A 16,876-nucleotide genomic window follows, 5' to 3' on the forward strand; every position below is an offset into this window, starting at 1 on the left:
ACGGAGAGAGACATGGCAGAGCGCCTAAATAATGACTTTCAGTTCCTGGATGTAGCACGCCAAGATCCAGAGAAAAAAGATCTAGTTGTCCGCAAAGCAGAATTTGTGGAAATCTATAAACCGTTTACAGCTGAAGTTGCAAAAAACCAAACACACCGCTGCTTAGGTTGCGGTAACCCGTATTGTGAATGGAAATGTCCAGTACATAACTACATTCCAAACTGGCTAAAACTGATTGCAGAAGGTCGCATTTTCCAAGCGGCAGAATTGTGTCATCAAACCAACACATTGCCTGAAGTTTGTGGTCGTGTGTGCCCGCAAGACCGTTTATGTGAAGGCGCGTGTACGCTAAATGACGGCTTTGGTGCAGTCACCATTGGTAATGCTGAAAAATACATTAACGATACGGCTTTTGCATTGGGCTGGCGTCCAGATATGTCACACGTTAAGTGGACAGACAAAAAAGTTGCGATTATTGGTGCAGGTCCTGCTGGCCTTGGCTGTGCCGATATTCTTGTACGGAATGGTGTGAAGCCAGTCGTATTCGACAAACGCCCTGAAATTGGTGGTTTGCTGACATTTGGTATTCCAGAATTCAAAATGGAAAAAGATGTGATGAAACGTCGCCGTGAGATTTTCTCGGGCATGGGTGTTGAATTCCGTCTAAATACTGAAATTGGTACAGATGTGACCATTGATCAGCTATTGGCTGATTACGACGCTGTATTCATGGGTATGGGAACCTATACTTACATGAAGGGCGGTTTCGCGGGTGAAGACCTTGTTGGTGTGCATGATGCACTGGATTTCTTGATTGCCAATGTCAACCGTACGCAAGGTTGGGAAAAAGATCCATCTGAATACATCAGCATGGAAGGCAAAAAAGTAATTGTTCTGGGTGGTGGTGATACTGCGATGGACTGTAACCGTACCTCGATCCGTCAAGGTGCCGAATCTGTTGTCTGTGCCTACCGTCGTGACGAAGAAAACATGCCGGGTTCACGTCGTGAAGTGAAAAATGCGCGAGAAGAAGGCGTGGATTTCCAATTTAATCGTCAGCCGATTGAAATTGTGGGTGAAAATGGCAAAGTGACGGGTGTTAAAGTTGTGACTACACAGCTTGGCGCACCTGATAGTCGCGGTCGTCGTAGCCCTGAACCAGTACCGGGTTCGGAAGAAATTTTACCAGCAGATGCGGTATTGCTTGCCTTCGGTTTCCGTACCAGCCCTGCAGACTGGTTTACAACATCAAACATCAGTATGGATGGTTCAGGTCGCGTCATTGCTGCTGAACAGCAAGAATTTAAGTTCCAAACATCGAATCCGAAAATTTTTGCCGGCGGTGATATGGTACGTGGATCTGACCTTGTGGTAACCGCAATCTGGGAAGGTCGCCAAGCTGCCGAAGGTATTCTTGACTATTTAGATGTTTAAGTCATGACATGCCAGTGATTGAACTGGATTCATTCAAAAAACCCGCTTCGGCGGGTTTTTTATTTTTTGGAATTTACCTCAAATGACAAGTGAATGGATTTTGCAGATAAATACACTGCAAAGTTGTCAGACAGCGCTTTAGAATGGTGAATTATGCAAATGTGCTAGCACATTTTGCCATGTGTGAAAGGGCATCGGAATTACATACTGCGATCATGATCTAAATCTTAGGAAGCGACCATGACGCAAGTGACGACACAAAAAACATATCTAAATCGTCCTAAAGCTATTGGCATAACGGTACGTCGAGTACAATTCAATCCTAAAGCGATTCGCCGGCATTATTTTGCCAACTCACCGGTGATGTCGCATTTGTTGACGGCATTGTCATCGACCTTTCCCATTGGTGAGCAATTCTTTGTGCATAGCGTGCGCAATGTACGCGATAAAGTCAGTGATGAAAAATTGCAAGCTGAGATCGCTGCATTTATTGGACAAGAAGCGATGCATTCCAAAGCCCATGCTGAATTTAACGATGCTTGGCGCAGTGAAAGCTATAATTTAGATCGTTTCCAAGCATGGCTGGCACGTAAAGACAGCTATGTAAAAAATTTACATCCAAAAATACAGTTGGCAATTACCTGTGCATTTGAACATTTTACCGCTTTGCTTGGTGGCTATATTTTAAGACATCCTGAAGTGCTCAGTACTTTAGATGATGATGCAGTGAAACTTTGGGTGTGGCATGCGATTGAAGAGATTGAGCATCGTGCGGTAGCATTCGATGTATACCAGCATGTCTATGGTGATGACAAAATACGTCGCATGATTATGCGCAGTGTGACCACGGGTTTTGCAAGTCTTACGTTTTATTCTGCAACGAAGCTATTTATGCAGGATAAGAAAAAAAGTTTGCCAAAGCTGGGTGGAAATATTTTCGGCGCGTATTTGCTGGCAAAAATGTTTATTCAACTAGCGCCTGAATATTTGTCATATTACAAAGCAGAATTCCATCCGAGCGAAATTGATTACAGTCAGATCGTGAAATATTGGAAAGAACGTCTTGCTGATGAATATCAAATGGAAAGTTTTCAGACTGAAATTACACCGCAATTGTATAGTTAATTCAATATGATAAAAAAGCCCGAGTTGTGGGCTTTTTTTAATGCTGAATAATTTAGGAGTAGATGAATTTAATCACAAAGAAAATACATAATTCATTCGAAAAATAGGGTTAGAATAAATTTATTTAAACAATTACAAATAAATACTTGAGGTTAAGGGTTATGAATTCAATGAAAAAAAGCATGCTCGCAATCGCATTAGTCAGTACATTGACCCTGAGTGGTTGTGGCTATAACACATTACAAGTTAAAGACGAGGCCGTTACAGCAGCATGGTCTGAAGTACAAAACCAATATCAACGTCGTGCAGACTTGGTGCCTAATTTAGTGAATGTCGTAAAAGGCTATGCAAAACATGAAGAGCAAGTGCTAACGGAAGTAACGCAGGCACGTGCCAATGTAGCGGGTCTAAAAGTGGATAAAGAAGTATTGGAAGATCCAGCATTGTTCCAAAAATACCAAGAAGCACAGGCACAAATGACTAGCGCACTTTCACGTTTAATTGCTGTTTCGGAAAATTATCCAGACTTAAAAGCCAATGAGCAATTCCGTGATTTACAAGTTCAGTTAGAAGGCACTGAAAACCGTATCGCTGTCGCACGTAATCGCTACATTACTACGGTACAAGACTTTAACGGCTATGCACGCCAGTTCCCTCAAGTGATGACGGCTAAAGTCATTGGCATGGATACTAAACCTAACTTTAGCGCAGAGCAAAGTGCACAAACTGCACCGAAAGTTGATTTTAATTAATTGGCATCACTGCATTGTGAGGTGGGCTGATGGTGGATTTTGAGCTAAAACATACAGGTTTGTTATGGTTGCAGCGCATGGTTTTAGCATGCTTATTGTGTGTGGTGGGTTTCACACATGCAGAAACTGCCACCGCTACAGATGTAGATGCTGAAACAGTTGTTGTCGGTAAAATATTAAATGATCAGCAGTCAGCTACGCAAAAAGAAACAACAGCACAGCCTGAAATCAAAATTCAGCAGCCGAATATCGCCAATGATATGGCAGATGGCGAGTCGATTCGTGGCTTGCCGACCCTAAATGAACCTGTAGTTGATCAGGCAAATTTACTTTCTGCTGCTGAAAAGCAAGCCATTAGTCAGAAAATTCTACAGTTACACGAACAAGGTAAGGCACAAGTTGGTGTCGTGATTGTACCAACCACGGGTCAAGAAGATATTTTTGATTATGCTATGCGTGTTGCAGAAAAATGGCAACTCGGTTCAGCAAAACGTGACAATGGGATATTGATGGCGATCGCTGTAAATGATCATCGCATACAAATATTAACGGGTTATGGGTTAGAGGGAATCATGCCTGATATCATCGTTAGTCGAATTATCCGTAATCAAATCACGCCGTATTTTAAGCAAGCTCAGTATGCTCAAGGTATTAATGCTGGCTTAACAGAAATAACTCAAATTTTAAATCAAGACCCTGAAGTTGCCGCTCAAGCAGCCCAAGAGCTGAAAGAGCGTCAGGAACAAGCCTTACACGAGCAACAAGCCAAAGAGAAAACGTTTACAACGGTTCTCATCATTTTGGTGATTGGTATTTTTGCATCCTTTATTGTGGGTAAACGCTTAAGTGCGTCAACTGCAGCTGTTGCAGGTACCGTTGCGGGTTTGGTCAATGGTGCAGGTCTACTCACCAGTCTGTTGATGGGTGGGGCAATATTCTTTCTACTCATCACTGCTATTGCTCAAACCATTTTTCAAATGTTTCTTGCTGGTGGTGGGGGTGGTGGAGGTCGTGGCGGAGGCGGTGGCTTTGGTGGCGGAGGCTATAGCGGAGGCGGTGGTGGCTTTGGCGGTGGGGGAGCATCAGGTTCATGGTAACGAAAACAGAAACAACAGAAATTGTAACTTGTCCTAAAACACAGGAAATACAACAACCAAGTTTTAAACGCTGGTTGAAGCACTTCTTTTATATGCCTGCAGCAAACCGATTTTTTAATAAGCAAGATCAGCAGGCCATTGCTCAAGCGGTGACAGAAGCTGAACATGGCCATGTGGGCGAAATACAAGTGGTGATCGAAGGGCATATTCCTTCGAACCAAGCCTATTATCAAAATACCCGCGCACGTGCTGAACAGCTCTTTGCGGAACTGGGTGTGTGGGATACAGAATTTAATAGTGGTGTTTTACTTTATTTAAACTTATGTGAACGTCAGGTTGAAATTGTCATTGATCGTGGAATGAGACAGGCGACCGATGCCCAAGTGTGGCAGGATATTTGTGCGCGAATTATCCAAAGCATGCAAAATAAACAATACCGAACAGCTTTAACGGCAGGCGTAAAAGAGATTGGTGAAGTGATGGATCACTTTTATGCTGGAAAGTCTGTAGATAGAACGAATGAAATCGCAAATGAGCCAATAATTCTGCGCTAAAAAACGGTGATAAAGTGACACAAATCGTCACTTTTAAACACAAAAAGAGACGTAATGATTACAAAAAATAAAAATATTTTTTTAAAGTGCTGTTTTTTCTGTCGTTTTCACTATAATAATTCTTGGCACGCTCTGTGCTATTTATAAAACAAGCTACATAGCTTTATTAAATAATTAAATTAAAAAACATTTGTGGAGAATGTTATGAACGCTCAAAAAGGCTTTACGTTAATCGATACTCCATAAGTGTCCATATAAAATGAACAATCCATAAGTTAGTCGATATGGACATCATTAAAGTAGATCATAAATAATAAGCCAACTATGAAGCATAGATATTACTTCAGCCTTCTTTTGATACTCTCCTCGTTTAGCCATGCACAAGAATTAGACTTGATTCAATATTCAGATATTTCGACAGTTCCTCAAATTGCTTCTAATCAAAAAATCCAAACAGAACTTCAAGCATTGTTAAAACATGATTACCCAAAATTCCAAGCTAATTTTGAACATTATTCAGCGCCATATTTATTGAAAACAGACGAAGCTTTGTATTATGAAGGTAGGTCTGCATCTAGTTTAGATGCTTCATCGGCGATTGTTTTTAAAGATGGACGATTGTTTGCTGCAATTTATTTTGCTGAAACTAAGGTGCTAAAATATTTCAGTAATGACGCGAGTTGTTCAAAACAGTTACATCCTGCGATTCAAGTCTTTGCTCAGCAGCGTGAAATTCAAAGTATTGAGTATCAGACAGCTAGAGCGGATAGCGTTTTAAAATATCATCTTGGTTCGCCTGCTCAATGTGAGGCTTATATAGAAAAACTAAAGAAAGGAAACACAAGCTTTTTGAAAACTAAACCAAGATGAAAAATCTATAATGGCTCAATGGAAAGGTACGTGAGTCGTATAAAATAAATGGGGGAATATTTTTCCTTCAATAAGCTCAGGAAACTGTTGGCTGAGATTTCGGCGTGAGCTTAGTCGGATGCTTGTCGAAGCCATTGTGTGACAATATACTCCTATGGACTAATTTATACTCAACTTGCACAAATTATGTTGTGTTACGTATGTAACAAGTTGAAATTGTTAAAAAATAGGATAACTAAAAATGCAATCGACTGAATTAAAACAATTACCAGACTGGTTATTAGAACAGTTACCCCAAATGACTGAACCAGCAATTTTATCACTGCGGGATACGAAACTTGTTGTCACTTACCCTGATCGTACGGAAACAATTCACGATAGCTTAAAAGACGTACAACATCAGATCCATCATGTCAAATCGACAGATTTACAAATTCTACCAGAGATTTATCAATATTTTGGTGAAGATAAAGAAAATGGTGGCCTATTTTTTAAAACCTCTAAACATCTTTTTAGTCGTTTGTCTTCCTATACCGATCAAAATAAATTTGAGCATTTACGATCTGCTTTACAGACTGCCTTTGAAAATGAGCAAGCATATCTCGCAAATCCAACGGACTTTTTAACTGCCTATCATTTTATTGATACACACCCAGCCTTTTGGACGGTTACTGGCGATGTACCATCATGGTACTGGAATACATGGGGACATTGCCAAAATGTGTATCACGGTGTATATGAAGATGATGGGAAATTAGTGATTTATTTAGAGACTGGCTCACATCTCAATAAAGTAGAAGATGGTGGTAAATTATACCAAGAGCATTATCATGATTATCGTTTAGATGTTTGGGCAGATACGTTTGAACAGGCGTTTATCAAATTGGCGGCAATGGTGTATAAGTTTTTTGACCATCAAGGTTTTGAGCGTCCAGATGTGCCACATATAAAACCAGCATGGGTTCTGGAGCTTGATGAACAAATTGCAGAATTTAAAGAATGGAAAGATGAGGAGCTGTGAGTATTCACTCTTAGAGGAACGTCCACGAGTTGTTAAAATATGTCGTTTAAAACTTCTGTCAATGTTTGATTATTGTTACGATTGATCAATCTGGCAGACATGCCAAATGTTGTTGGCCCTGTAAAATATGCAAGTGATCCTAGACAGTATCGTGGACAACAAATCCCTCTAAATTCTTAAAATATTTCTGTTCAAAGGCTTCTGGGCTTAACCAGCCGTTTGAGGAAGGTGTAATCAATAGCTCTAGTCGTTTCCTCGGTGGTGCAGGAACCTATTTGCAGCTGCAAAAAGACCGCGAGCAATTACTCACAGTATTTTCGAATCGTGATGAAACCATCAAGCGTATGAAAAAAGGGGAAATTGCTTGCAAGACTAGCCTGTTTGGTGCTTGTACTAATCCTGATTCTTGCGAAAAAATTTCATTTACTGCAATTACGAGTTGTTTAAGTTGTGCTCATGCGGTGTTTGATACTAGCAGTGCAGAGAAGATGCAAAAAACAGTGCAACGACTGCAACGATTACGAGATACACAAGCACAAGGCAGTTTGCTATACGGGCAAATGGACAGCGATATTATGGCTCTAAATAAGACTATTCAAAAAATTAAAATGATCAATATTGAGGATTAAAACATGAGCGCTCTTAATGATTATTACGCTGCTTTAGAACGTTTAAAAGCCAACAAACCGACTATTTTACCAAAAGGTTCTGCCATTAATAATGACACTGTAGCATTAGAGGCAGGACGTAAGCGCGGTTCGATTAAAAAGAGCCGCCATGCTGCATTAATTGAGGCAATTGAGCAGGCTGGGCAGCAAGCAGGACAAAATGTACTTTCGCCTGCACAGCAGGTTGAACAAGCTAAAATCAAGACCAAAGCTGTGAAAAGTGATTATGAGCAGCTTAAAGAAGATTATGAAAAACTTTTAGAAAAATGCAATTCGTTGTTATTAGAAAATTTTGAGATAAAACAAAAAACGCATCTCTAGAGATGCGTTTTTAAAGTTAATTAACTAGCATCTACTTTACAGCTAATAATATCGCCAAGAGTACATACAGCTTTTCCTTTAGCAGTATCTTGTGGATTTTTAATAGTACCTACTAATTTGCCAGGAACTACAGTAGTAACATCCTTACCTCCAACCTGTTTAGTTTCAGTACTAGCAGCTGTATAAGTTAAATCCTTACAAGCACTTTTATAACCCTCTAATTCATCTTTATCCATTGGATTAGCACCTTCAGGGTCATTGATTCTAACGAATTGTTGACTCGCAAGACCTTTAGTTTCTGCAAGACAAGCAGTTTCAGAAGAACGCTTTGCATAATTTTGATAAGCAGGAATCGCAATTGCAGCAAGAATACCGATAATAGCGACTACAATCATGAGCTCGATAAGGGTGAAGCCCTGTTGATTTGATTTCATAACATTCTCCACAAATGTTTTGTTTAATTTAGTTATAAGCTTTGTAAGCTGATTTATAGTTTGCACAAAGTGTGCCAAAGTATATTATCTAACTAATCTACTAAAAATCAATACATTGTTGGGTGGATTAAAAAAAGTAAAAAAGCATAAAGTAAATTTATGTAACTAAGTGACAAAAATTGTTAGTTTTGTGAGATTTTGTTCTTTAAGTGGATCGTCACTATAAATTGCTGAATCATTGGGTGCTAAAAGTAGCTATAGCGTTTGGTCTAAATCATGATTCTTTGTGCAGGAATGAGAGTATTAAAAATCAAAAGTAATGTCCTATGCTGAATTTTTTATTGATGGTGGGGAGTAATAGAATGAAACGGCTCAAAGACTTCAAAATAACCGAACGAATATCTCGCCAAAATCTAGAAGTTTTGCCTATGCAATTGGGAGATGACGAAGCGACTCGTCGTATTGTAATGCATTATGTAAGAAGTGTAATCCGTAAGCATAGAGAAGAACTACAAAAGTTAGCTGATAAATGAGTTTGGTTTTTTCTATTCCATTTTTAGCTTTTCTACATTTTAAATTGTGTCATAACCATCCTGCTTTTTATAAAAATTCATCTTATCGTACTGAGTAAAAGCCATTTTCTGATATGGATAAAATGGAAAAATTTGTCCATTTAAAAGTATGTACATATGGACAAAATGAATAATGATATAAAACAAGATAATTCAATGGTTTGATGCGTGTCCATATAAAGTGACTTATGGATTGAATTGAATTAATGATCGTTGTTGCAATTATCGGTATTCTTGCTGCGATTGCGATTCCTGCTTATCAAAACTATACTAAGCGCTCAATTGATCAATCATGTTTAGCAACTGTTAAAAACTTTACCAACCAATTTATCTTGCATGAAAATGATCCAGATGGTGTAACAGCTATGCCAGCTATTGCTAACTTTAACATTACAGATAAATGCGAAATTGCTACTCAACCAGTGAAAGGCGATGAAACTATTGAAGCAGGTATTACGGGTGGTCAAAAGACTAAAGCTGTTTGTACAGTTGCATCAGGTAAATGCGAGCTACAATAAGTTGTAGTTTTACTCAAAAAAACGCATCTTAAGAGATGCGTTTTTTATTTTAACTCAAAATTTTCTAACAACAGTGAATTACACTTTTTCAGCAGTTTTTCATAATCTTCTTTAAGCTGCTCATAAGCACTTTATTTTTAAAATGTGTCATAAACTTTATCTACCATTAAGTAAAAGTTATGTTCTAGGTAGACAGAAATAAAAATTTTGAACATTCAAAAGTATGTCCATATAAAGTGACTTATGGAATGGATCTATGTCCGTAGAAGTAAGTTATAAAAATAAAAATACCCTACAAGTTGTGTCCAACTTATAGGGGTCAGTTCATTTGCAGGTTTTTTAATATTGATAGAAAAACTTTACATCTGACCCTGAATATAATTCTCTATACCTACAGTCTCGGTTAAATCGAGCTGTGTTGTTGCCCAATCCAGCCACTCTTCTTCTTTTTCTAAAATTTCTTGCACTAAGTCACGAGTCACATAATCCATTTCTTTTTCAGCTAAAGCCACAGCCTGTTGTATGGATTCAATATTCTCTTTAACCTTACGTACATCACAGTTCAACACTTCAACTGTATGTTGGCCGATATACAGCTTGCCCAAATGTTGTAAGTTTGGCAGACCTTCTAAAAACAGAATACGCTCAATAATTTTATCGGCATGCTTCATTTGACGAATTGATTCTTTATATTCCGCAGAGCCCAGTTGCTCAATGCCCCAATCGTTAAACATACGTGAATGAAGAAAATATTGGTTAATTGCAGTTAAATGATGATAAAGCACCTGATTTAACTGATTAATTACATCACGATTGCCTTTCATGTCTGACTCCTTAACTGCAATAAAGCTCGAACTAAGCAATATAAATTCGATATTAGAATAGAAATATCTTAAACAACAAAGTGCAAATTAGCGAGTGTTTTATAGAACAGCAAATGAAAATCACAATCAAAACAAGGCGCTAATTTTCAGAGCTTTAATAAATAAAAACCCGCTTAGAGTCAGAAGCGGGGGAGGAGGAATGGTCTGAGACCATTGGTTTTATAATTATGATTGTTAAGAAAATTTAAAAGCTTGGCTTATGCAGCAATTGCGATACGGGCTGCAATTTGTGCAACTTCATCACTAATAATCATACGTGCTTCAGGTGCACAGCGACCACAACAGGTGCCTAAATCAAGCATATCGCGTACTTCACGATAGCTTTCTGCACCATTGGCAATTGCATCTTTAATGTCTTGATCAGTAATACCACGGCACAAACAAACGTACATGAAATCAAACCAAGTGAATAAATGGGATAAGTAATATTATTGATAATTATTATCGTTTGTCAATAAAAATCATTTGAAAATGCTTTTAAAGTGATTGAGTTTTTGAATGAAAACTGTCATTTAAGCGGAAATCTGAGTAATGCTCAGATTTCCATGTGAGGTTTTTTGTTCTTTTGGAATGTGATACTTAGTGAATGGCTTAAGCAATGTTTACTAACTTATTGATTAATAATAACCACGCCATCCATTTCTACTAAAGCACCTTTTGGTAGGCTAGCTACACCGAGTGCTGCGCGTGCTGGGTAAGGCTGAGCAAAATATTCGCCCATAATTTGATTGACCAATTGGAAGTTAGAAAGGTCAGTGAGGAAAATATTCAGCTTAGCAATATCTGCTAGCGTACCACCTGCAGCTTCACATACCGCTTTTAAGTTGTCGAATACACGGCGAATTTGAGCTTCAATGCCTTCTACCAGCTCCATGCTATATGGATCTAAGCCAATTTGACCTGATAAATACAAAGTGTCGCCCACTAAAATGGCTTGTGAGTAAGTACCAATTGCAGCGGGTGCATTTTCAGTATGGATTACCTGGCGGGACATTTATTTCTCCTATTATCATCATGACACGGCACATATAAATATGCGGTGTCAGGTTAGCTGGCAACTTTCGCAGTTTCGTTGATGGCAACAGGTTGTGCCAAACGACTAATGCGTGGGAAGCCAAAATGCATTCTTAAATTACGGATAATTTCGGCAATTTGTTTACGGTTGTGTACAACAATATTCACATAGGTTTTTTCTTCATGTGCGCGGACAGTCTCTACACCCACTTTTTCTTTACGGCATAGATAGATCAGTTCTGAAATTTGCTCATCATTTAACAGCATGTTTAGGCATAAATAGGCTGTAAAACTAATATCTTCACTGTCTTCTGTAGTCCAGTGTAACGGCATGATATTTTCAGGATGTAAATGCTGTTCATGCAATAAATTATGACAACGAGAACGGTGCACAATCAAACCACGACGTGATAAATGCCCTTGAATTGGATCGCCTAAAACAGGGTTACAGCAGTGCGCATATTTAACGTCGACACCATCTGTGCCCAAGATCAAGCGTGCAGAGTTTGAAGTCTGAATGGTGTCTTGAGCATATAAGTGATTGGCAACTAATTGAGGCAGTAAATCACCCACGGCGATTTGTTCAAATAATTGTTCTTTATCATTTAAATGACGCCAATTCAGCACATTTTCCCAATCGGCTAATGTCAAATCACTCACAGAACGGTTAAAGAGTTTTAATGCGCGATTTAAAGCTTGCTGGCCAACTAAACGTTGTTCATCTTGGTCTTGGTCACGAAGGATATTTTGTAATGCACGACGGGCTTTTTGGGTGTTAATAAAGCTCAGCCAGTCAGGGTTTGGCGTTGCAAGAACATCGGTGATGATTTCAACGACTTGACCACTCAATAATGGCGTTGAAAGGGGTTTGGTTTCACCATTAATTTTCGCACCAACAGCATGGTTGCCCAAAAATAAGCTCGCTGAATAAGCAAAATCAACAGCTGTGGCACCCTGAGGTAGTTCATGCAAATGACCGTGTGGGGTATAAACCCAAATTTTTTCTTGATGTAGATAATCGAGTAATTCACTAAACGTGGTCTTGGCACATGCACCATCGACTAATACATTTAAATTTTGCATGGAGGCTTGGATCGCTGAACGACAAGCTTGTGGTGCATTTTCACCGAGGACCACACCAAAGCGTGCTGCTTTACGCATCAGTTCTGTTTGGATGGTCAGAGATAAAATAGTCTTTTCGCCTTTTAAGCGCATCATCAGTGACTGGTTGCCACCAGGGAGTGGGCGACGGATATGATCAGCGTAATTAAGAACTTTAAAGCTTTCTTTGAGGATGTCTGCAAGTCGGTCACAGTCTGCGATGCGTTGTAAAATAATTTCAAAGGCATGACTATGGGTGAGCTCTTGCAGATCGATATCGTTTTTTACAAAGTGGCGAAGTAATTCAATATTATTATTTTTCTTTTTAATTCGACCTGAAATATGGTGCTGTTCAAGTAGGGTAGTGAGGTTGTTTTCCCATTTGGTCTGGTATTCGCAGCGTTTCGGTTTGGTTTGTAATAAAGCTTCTTGAACATTGTTATACATATCTAAATCTAGATTTTGATAACACAAATGTTCAAGGTTGTCGGCCATTTCATTCATACCGACAAGGCGTGCCATTGGTACAAAAATTTCAAAGGTTTCTTGGGCAATACGAGCACGTTTGTCGGGGCGTAAAGCACCTAGTGTGGTCATATTGTGATAACGATCTGCCAGTTTAATAATAATGACACGTGGGTCTTGTAGGGTGGCTTGCAGAATTTTACGGAAGGATGCAGCTTTATTATATTCTTTATCACTAGAATGGCTGAGTTTGGTGACGCCATCGACGAGTTCAGCAACGGTCAGACCAAATTTTTCAGTAATATCTTGTTTGGTAAATTCGGTATCTTCGATGACATCATGCAGTAAAGCGGCCATTAAAGTTTCCGCATCAAGACGCATATGCGCCAAAATACAGCTCACCGCAATCGGGTGGAGGATGTAGGGTTCGCCACTTTTACGGGTAATACCATCATGGGCAATATCCGCATAGTCGCAAGCTTCAAGCACGCGTTCGACATCACTTACTGAAAGGTAAGCGTCGATTATCACATTTAACTGTTGCTTGGCTTGGCTGACCATTGGGCCTGGCATAGAACACCCTTTTACTACTGATTTACAAATGAAACGGTTAATACTTTAATGAAATGCATATTGCATGACTTGTCAATTTTTTAGTTTAAAAAATTGAAAATCTTTTTCGCCTGCTTTGCACTTCTTAAGCTTATGTTATAACTGTTCTGAGTAAAATATTAAAGAGAATCCATAAAAAAAGCCTAGTTAAAAACTAGGCTTTTAAGGTCAGGTTTATCTTATTGGAAAGAAAAACCGTCTAAGTTTAGGTTATTTGCAGAAAGAGCAAGGTCTAAACTTGAAGTTTGGTAGTCTTGTTCACGTTGTTTCAGGATGTCTTTAGAAACGTGACCAGCTGCAATTTCACGAAGTGCAACAACTGTAGGTTTGTCGTTGTCCCATTCAACAGTTGGTTCGATACCTTGACGTGCCAATTGACGCGCGCGTTTGCTTGCCACTAGTACAAGCTCAAAGCGGTTGTCTACATGGTCTAAACAATCTTCAACGGTTACGCGTGCCATAAGAATTCTCGTTTGAATATAAATTTTTAACAGACTGTGCAGTATAAGGTGCTTTGTCTATAGACTCAAGTTTTAATCACTGCTCAGTCGGCGTGATTAATTTTTCAATTAACTGCTGATGACGTGTCGCTTGCTGTTTTAAAACCAAGCGATTAGCAATAATCACAGACTCTAAATCATGTAAGGCTTTATTAAAATCATCATTAATAATGACGTAATCAAAATTTACATATTGCTGCATGTCTTCAACTGCGCAGCTTAAGCGATGTTCGATCACTTCAACTGAGTCAGTGCCACGGTTTGATAAGCGTTGGCGTAAGTCAAACTGACTTGGTGGGAGAATAAAAATTTGTCTAGATTCAGGAAAAAGTTTACGAACCTGTTCAGCACCTTGCCAGTCAATTTCAAGTAAAACGTCATGACCTTTGGCCAACTGTTCTTTTACTGTGCGCTGTGCAGTACCATAGTAGTTGCCAAAAACTTCAGCATATTCAATGAAACCACCTTCATTTACGAGCGCTAAAAAATCTTCTTTTTTTGCAAAATGGTAATGTACGCCGTCTAATTCGCCAGGACGCTGACCACGAGTCGTATGAGAAACAGAGACATGTAAATTGTTTACACGTTCAAGCAGGGCTTTAACGAGGGATGTTTTGCCCGTTCCCGATGCAGCAGAAACGACAAACAAGAGACCCGACATGATATTTTTCCTGATATGATAAAATATCTTCTCTATTTTAGAGTAGACGCGCGCCAAACTAAATAGTCAGACGTCTATTGTTTACATTTATTTCAAGTGATACCCGTAAAATTGAGTGGGCATTGAGGATTCTATGGAAATTGTTTTAGCTAATCCACGCGGTTTCTGTGCAGGTGTTGATCGCGCCATCGCGATTGTGAACCGTGCATTGGAATGCTTTAACCCACCCATTTATGTACGTCACGAAGTGGTACACAATAAATTTGTGGTGGACGACTTGCGTCAACGCGGTGCGATATTTGTGGATGAGCTGGATGAAGTGCCAGATGACAATATCGTGATCTTCAGTGCGCATGGTGTATCTAAAGCGGTACAACAAGAAGCTGAGCGCCGTGGGCTAAAAGTTTTTGATGCGACTTGCCCTTTGGTGACCAAGGTACATATAGAAGTGACCAAGTATGCCCGTGAAGGTGTGGAAGCAATTTTGATTGGTCATGAAGGTCATCCTGAGGTTGAAGGGACGATGGGCCAATATGACACCAAAAATGGTGGTTCGATTTATTTGGTTGAAGATGAACAAGATGTTGCTGATCTAAAAGTGGTGCATCCTGAAAAAGTAGCGTTTGTAACTCAGACAACGCTTTCTATAGATGACACAGCAAAAGTCATTGATGCCCTACGTCAGAAGTTCCCTGAAATTCAGGGGCCGCGTAAAGATGATATTTGTTATGCCACTCAAAACCGCCAAGATGCCGTACGTGATCTTGCCGAGCAATGTGATGTTGTACTGGTTGTGGGTTCACCGAACTCTTCGAACTCGAACCGATTACGTGAATTGGCTGAACGGATGGGTAAGCATGCGTATTTGGTAGATAATGCAGATCAGTTGCAACAAGAGTGGTTTGATGAACACACTAAAATTGGTGTAACTGCAGGAGCATCGGCACCTGAAATTTTAATTAAACAAGTAATTCAGCGCTTACAAGATTGGGGAGCAAAAGCGCCGCAAGAGTTGGATGGTCGTGAAGAAAATATTACATTTAGTTTGCCAAAAGAGTTACGTATTCCTGTAACACAGGCATAAAGTGTTAATGACTTAACATTCTGAATTTTTTTAAGAATTGACAGATAATTGCTTTTTGGCAATTATCTGTTTTTTTATGCCTTTTATCCTGATTTGTGTTTGTTTTGTAATTTAATTGGATATTATTTTTAATAGGGTAAAGTTTGGCGCGCCTTGGGGGGAGTATGCAGAAAAATAATGGATTTACGTTAATAGAGCTGATGGTGATTATAGCAATTTTGGCAATTGTGGCATCGGTAGCAGCACCTTCCTTTGTGGGTTTTTTGAAAGCGTATAAATTGAACCAAGCAAAAGAACAGGTAATTCAAGCCTTAAAAGATGGGCGAAGCAAAGCTGCAGCTAATAGAGCATTTGTTGTTGTTTGTCCATCAAAAGTAAAAGATGGTGATGTGATTTCTAAGGATAAATGTTTAGAAAATGCAAATGTTTCGGCTGCAGATAAGCAAACATTTCAAGATTCGAATCGAGTTGTTATTGCTAATCTAGCAACAGGGGTTGAAGTTAGTGGTGATACATACTTTGTTTTTGGGCCAACTGGAACTTCATTAGATAGTGTGAGCAATAAAGTTCCTAAAGCGAAAAAAATAGTAGTTTGTTCTGAATCTAAAACTAAAGAAATTGAGGTGACTGTACTTGGTAATGTGAATCTAAAAAATTCTGGAGTTTGTTCATGAATAAAAATAAATATCAATCGGGTGTTGGGTTGGTTGAAGTTTTAGTCGCACTCATTCTACTTGCAATAGGAGTGCTGGGTTATACAGCATTGCAATTACGTGCAGTAGATGCAACATCAGAAGCTCTTACACGTTCTCAAGCATCGTTAATTCTTAGAGGGTTAACTGAGAACATGAGAGCTAATCCTAGTGCTCAAGCTAGTTATCCAGCAGCCATAAAGAGTTATGAAAATTCAGTTGAACCAAAACCAGCACCAACATGTTTGGATAAACCTTGTTCATCTGCTGATTTTGCCAAATATGATGCATATTTGGCAGCACATGCTGCCAGCAATATTGGAATTAAAATTGTTATGGCTGAATGTCCTGGTGTTAATGCAATTAAAAGACAATGCTTATTTGCGGCATGGGATGAGACTGCAATAAATTTAAAAAGCACAAATTATAGTAACTGTATGAATGATAAGGGTATATATATTTATGGTGCAAGATGTTTGATGATGGAGGCTTATTAA

General features: G+C 39.1%; 19 protein-coding genes and 3 pseudogenes. 14 read left to right on the forward strand and 8 right to left on the reverse strand.

Going from position 1 to position 16,876, the window contains the following annotated elements:
• Positions 1–12: 12 nt before the first annotated feature.
• From FTT77_RS06950 to FTT77_RS06980, 7 genes are all read left to right on the forward strand, one after another.
• A complete protein-coding gene (locus FTT77_RS06950; RefSeq protein WP_078189374.1) occupies positions 13–1,434 on the forward strand; it encodes an FAD-dependent oxidoreductase in 1,422 nt (473 codons plus the stop codon).
• 240 nt (positions 1,435–1,674) lie between these two features.
• Positions 1,675–2,559 carry a metal-dependent hydrolase gene (locus tag FTT77_RS06955; protein WP_180026106.1) on the forward strand — a complete coding sequence of 295 codons (885 nt, stop codon included), beginning with the start codon at positions 1,675–1,677 and terminating at the stop codon, positions 2,557–2,559.
• A gap of 161 nt (positions 2,560–2,720) precedes the next feature.
• Entirely contained in the window at positions 2,721–3,311 is a 591-nt protein-coding gene (locus tag FTT77_RS06960; protein ID WP_078189372.1) for a LemA family protein, read from the forward strand.
• Between the two features lie 29 nt (positions 3,312–3,340).
• The gene (locus FTT77_RS06965; protein ID WP_180026105.1) at positions 3,341–4,408 is read left to right on the forward strand and encodes a TPM domain-containing protein; all 1,068 of its coding nucleotides are present in this window, start codon (positions 3,341–3,343) and stop codon (positions 4,406–4,408) included.
• Positions 4,402–4,962 carry a TPM domain-containing protein gene (locus tag FTT77_RS06970; RefSeq protein ID WP_180026104.1) on the forward strand — a complete coding sequence of 187 codons (561 nt, stop codon included), beginning with the start codon at positions 4,402–4,404 and terminating at the stop codon, positions 4,960–4,962. The genes FTT77_RS06965 and FTT77_RS06970 overlap by 7 nt, the downstream gene beginning before the upstream one ends.
• A gap of 324 nt (positions 4,963–5,286) precedes the next feature.
• A complete protein-coding gene (locus FTT77_RS06975) occupies positions 5,287–5,832 on the forward strand; it encodes a hypothetical protein (protein ID WP_180026103.1) in 546 nt (181 codons plus the stop codon).
• 241 nt (positions 5,833–6,073) lie between these two features.
• The gene (locus tag FTT77_RS06980) at positions 6,074–6,853 is read left to right on the forward strand and encodes a hypothetical protein (protein WP_179990414.1); all 780 of its coding nucleotides are present in this window, start codon (positions 6,074–6,076) and stop codon (positions 6,851–6,853) included.
• Between the two features lie 32 nt (positions 6,854–6,885).
• Here FTT77_RS06980 and FTT77_RS17405 read toward each other — a convergent pair.
• A pseudogene (locus FTT77_RS17405) lies at positions 6,886–6,987 on the reverse strand (HAD family hydrolase); the annotation flags it as partial.
• 84 nt (positions 6,988–7,071) lie between these two features.
• Between FTT77_RS17405 and FTT77_RS06985 the strand changes: the two are divergent.
• A pseudogene (locus FTT77_RS06985) lies at positions 7,072–7,482 on the forward strand (hypothetical protein); the annotation flags it as partial.
• Between the two features lie 3 nt (positions 7,483–7,485).
• Positions 7,486–7,842 carry a hypothetical protein gene (locus tag FTT77_RS06990; RefSeq protein WP_180026102.1) on the forward strand — a complete coding sequence of 119 codons (357 nt, stop codon included), beginning with the start codon at positions 7,486–7,488 and terminating at the stop codon, positions 7,840–7,842.
• Positions 7,843–8,170: 328 nt separating this feature from the next.
• On the opposite strand, the pseudogene FTT77_RS06995 reads toward FTT77_RS06990, so the two are convergent.
• Positions 8,171–8,276: pseudogene (locus tag FTT77_RS06995) on the reverse strand (prepilin-type N-terminal cleavage/methylation domain-containing protein); the annotation flags it as partial.
• A gap of 362 nt (positions 8,277–8,638) precedes the next feature.
• Between FTT77_RS06995 and FTT77_RS07000 the strand changes: the two are divergent.
• A complete protein-coding gene (locus FTT77_RS07000) occupies positions 8,639–8,809 on the forward strand; it encodes a hypothetical protein (protein ID WP_180026100.1) in 171 nt (56 codons plus the stop codon).
• Positions 8,810–9,054: 245 nt separating this feature from the next.
• Positions 9,055–9,366 carry a prepilin-type cleavage/methylation domain-containing protein gene (locus FTT77_RS17590; protein WP_373685434.1) on the forward strand — a complete coding sequence of 104 codons (312 nt, stop codon included), beginning with the start codon at positions 9,055–9,057 and terminating at the stop codon, positions 9,364–9,366.
• Between the two features lie 359 nt (positions 9,367–9,725).
• Here the strand turns inward: FTT77_RS17590 and bfr are convergent, their stop codons facing one another.
• From bfr to gmk, 6 genes are all read right to left on the reverse strand, one after another.
• Complete coding sequence (gene bfr / locus FTT77_RS07010; RefSeq protein ID WP_180026099.1) at positions 9,726–10,190, reverse strand: bacterioferritin; 465 nt, start codon at positions 10,188–10,190, stop codon at positions 9,726–9,728.
• A gap of 257 nt (positions 10,191–10,447) precedes the next feature.
• Positions 10,448–10,642 (reverse strand): bacterioferritin-associated ferredoxin, encoded by a 195-nt coding sequence (locus tag FTT77_RS07015; protein ID WP_078192519.1) that lies wholly within the window; start codon positions 10,640–10,642, stop codon positions 10,448–10,450.
• A 218-nt stretch (positions 10,643–10,860) separates the two neighbouring features.
• On the reverse strand, positions 10,861–11,244 hold the full coding sequence (locus FTT77_RS07020) for a RidA family protein (protein ID WP_078189365.1): 384 nt from the start codon (positions 11,242–11,244) through the stop codon (positions 10,861–10,863).
• 53 nt (positions 11,245–11,297) lie between these two features.
• A complete protein-coding gene (locus FTT77_RS07025) occupies positions 11,298–13,403 on the reverse strand; it encodes a bifunctional (p)ppGpp synthetase/guanosine-3',5'-bis(diphosphate) 3'-pyrophosphohydrolase (protein WP_180109106.1) in 2,106 nt (701 codons plus the stop codon).
• A gap of 218 nt (positions 13,404–13,621) precedes the next feature.
• Positions 13,622–13,903 (reverse strand): DNA-directed RNA polymerase subunit omega, encoded by a 282-nt coding sequence (gene rpoZ, locus FTT77_RS07030; protein ID WP_067762989.1) that lies wholly within the window; start codon positions 13,901–13,903, stop codon positions 13,622–13,624.
• Between the two features lie 76 nt (positions 13,904–13,979).
• Positions 13,980–14,603: a guanylate kinase gene (gmk, locus tag FTT77_RS07035; RefSeq protein WP_180026097.1), complete on the reverse strand. Its 624-nt coding sequence runs from the start codon at positions 14,601–14,603 to the stop codon at positions 13,980–13,982.
• A 133-nt stretch (positions 14,604–14,736) separates the two neighbouring features.
• On the opposite strand from gmk, the gene ispH reads away from it, so the two are divergent.
• The 3 genes from ispH to pilV all read left to right on the forward strand — a co-directional run bounded on the left by ispH (position 14,737) and on the right by pilV (position 16,876).
• Entirely contained in the window at positions 14,737–15,687 is a 951-nt protein-coding gene (gene ispH, locus FTT77_RS07040; RefSeq protein WP_168378169.1) for a 4-hydroxy-3-methylbut-2-enyl diphosphate reductase, read from the forward strand.
• Between the two features lie 164 nt (positions 15,688–15,851).
• The gene (locus tag FTT77_RS07045) at positions 15,852–16,361 is read left to right on the forward strand and encodes a Tfp pilus assembly protein FimT/FimU (RefSeq protein ID WP_180026096.1); all 510 of its coding nucleotides are present in this window, start codon (positions 15,852–15,854) and stop codon (positions 16,359–16,361) included.
• Complete coding sequence (pilV, locus tag FTT77_RS07050) at positions 16,358–16,876, forward strand: type IV pilus modification protein PilV (RefSeq protein WP_180026095.1); 519 nt, start codon at positions 16,358–16,360, stop codon at positions 16,874–16,876. The genes FTT77_RS07045 and pilV overlap by 4 nt, the downstream gene beginning before the upstream one ends.

Origin of the sequence: Acinetobacter sp. YH01010, assembly GCF_013420775.1 — a bacterium.
Taxonomy (GTDB): domain Bacteria; phylum Pseudomonadota; class Gammaproteobacteria; order Pseudomonadales; family Moraxellaceae; genus Acinetobacter; species Acinetobacter amyesii.

Excerpts from the sequence above, each read along its gene's own strand:
- FTT77_RS07045 (WP_180026096.1), top strand. The coding sequence starts at position 15,852 with ATGCAGAAAAATAATGGATTTACGTTAATAGAGCTGATGGTGATTATA.
- FTT77_RS06965 (WP_180026105.1), top strand. The coding sequence starts at position 3,341 with ATGGTGGATTTTGAGCTAAAACATACAGGTTTGTTATGGTTGCAGCGC.
- FTT77_RS06960 (WP_078189372.1), top strand. The coding sequence starts at position 2,721 with ATGAATTCAATGAAAAAAAGCATGCTCGCAATCGCATTAGTCAGTACA.
- FTT77_RS06970 (WP_180026104.1), top strand. The coding sequence starts at position 4,402 with ATGGTAACGAAAACAGAAACAACAGAAATTGTAACTTGTCCTAAAACA.
- FTT77_RS07020 (WP_078189365.1), bottom strand. The coding sequence starts at position 11,244 with ATGTCCCGCCAGGTAATCCATACTGAAAATGCACCCGCTGCAATTGGT.
- FTT77_RS07015 (WP_078192519.1), bottom strand. The coding sequence starts at position 10,642 with ATGTACGTTTGTTTGTGCCGTGGTATTACTGATCAAGACATTAAAGAT.
- bfr (WP_180026099.1), bottom strand. The coding sequence starts at position 10,190 with ATGAAAGGCAATCGTGATGTAATTAATCAGTTAAATCAGGTGCTTTAT.
- FTT77_RS07025 (WP_180109106.1), bottom strand. The coding sequence starts at position 13,403 with ATGCCAGGCCCAATGGTCAGCCAAGCCAAGCAACAGTTAAATGTGATA.
- gmk (WP_180026097.1), bottom strand. The coding sequence starts at position 14,603 with ATGTCGGGTCTCTTGTTTGTCGTTTCTGCTGCATCGGGAACGGGCAAA.
- FTT77_RS06950 (WP_078189374.1), top strand. The coding sequence starts at position 13 with ATGGCAGAGCGCCTAAATAATGACTTTCAGTTCCTGGATGTAGCACGC.
- pilV (WP_180026095.1), top strand. The coding sequence starts at position 16,358 with ATGAATAAAAATAAATATCAATCGGGTGTTGGGTTGGTTGAAGTTTTA.
- FTT77_RS17590 (WP_373685434.1), top strand. The coding sequence starts at position 9,055 with ATGATCGTTGTTGCAATTATCGGTATTCTTGCTGCGATTGCGATTCCT.
- FTT77_RS06955 (WP_180026106.1), top strand. The coding sequence starts at position 1,675 with ATGACGCAAGTGACGACACAAAAAACATATCTAAATCGTCCTAAAGCT.
- ispH (WP_168378169.1), top strand. The coding sequence starts at position 14,737 with ATGGAAATTGTTTTAGCTAATCCACGCGGTTTCTGTGCAGGTGTTGAT.
- rpoZ (WP_067762989.1), bottom strand. The coding sequence starts at position 13,903 with ATGGCACGCGTAACCGTTGAAGATTGTTTAGACCATGTAGACAACCGC.
- FTT77_RS06980 (WP_179990414.1), top strand. The coding sequence starts at position 6,074 with ATGCAATCGACTGAATTAAAACAATTACCAGACTGGTTATTAGAACAG.
- FTT77_RS07000 (WP_180026100.1), top strand. The coding sequence starts at position 8,639 with ATGAAACGGCTCAAAGACTTCAAAATAACCGAACGAATATCTCGCCAA.
- FTT77_RS06975 (WP_180026103.1), top strand. The coding sequence starts at position 5,287 with ATGAAGCATAGATATTACTTCAGCCTTCTTTTGATACTCTCCTCGTTT.
- FTT77_RS06990 (WP_180026102.1), top strand. The coding sequence starts at position 7,486 with ATGAGCGCTCTTAATGATTATTACGCTGCTTTAGAACGTTTAAAAGCC.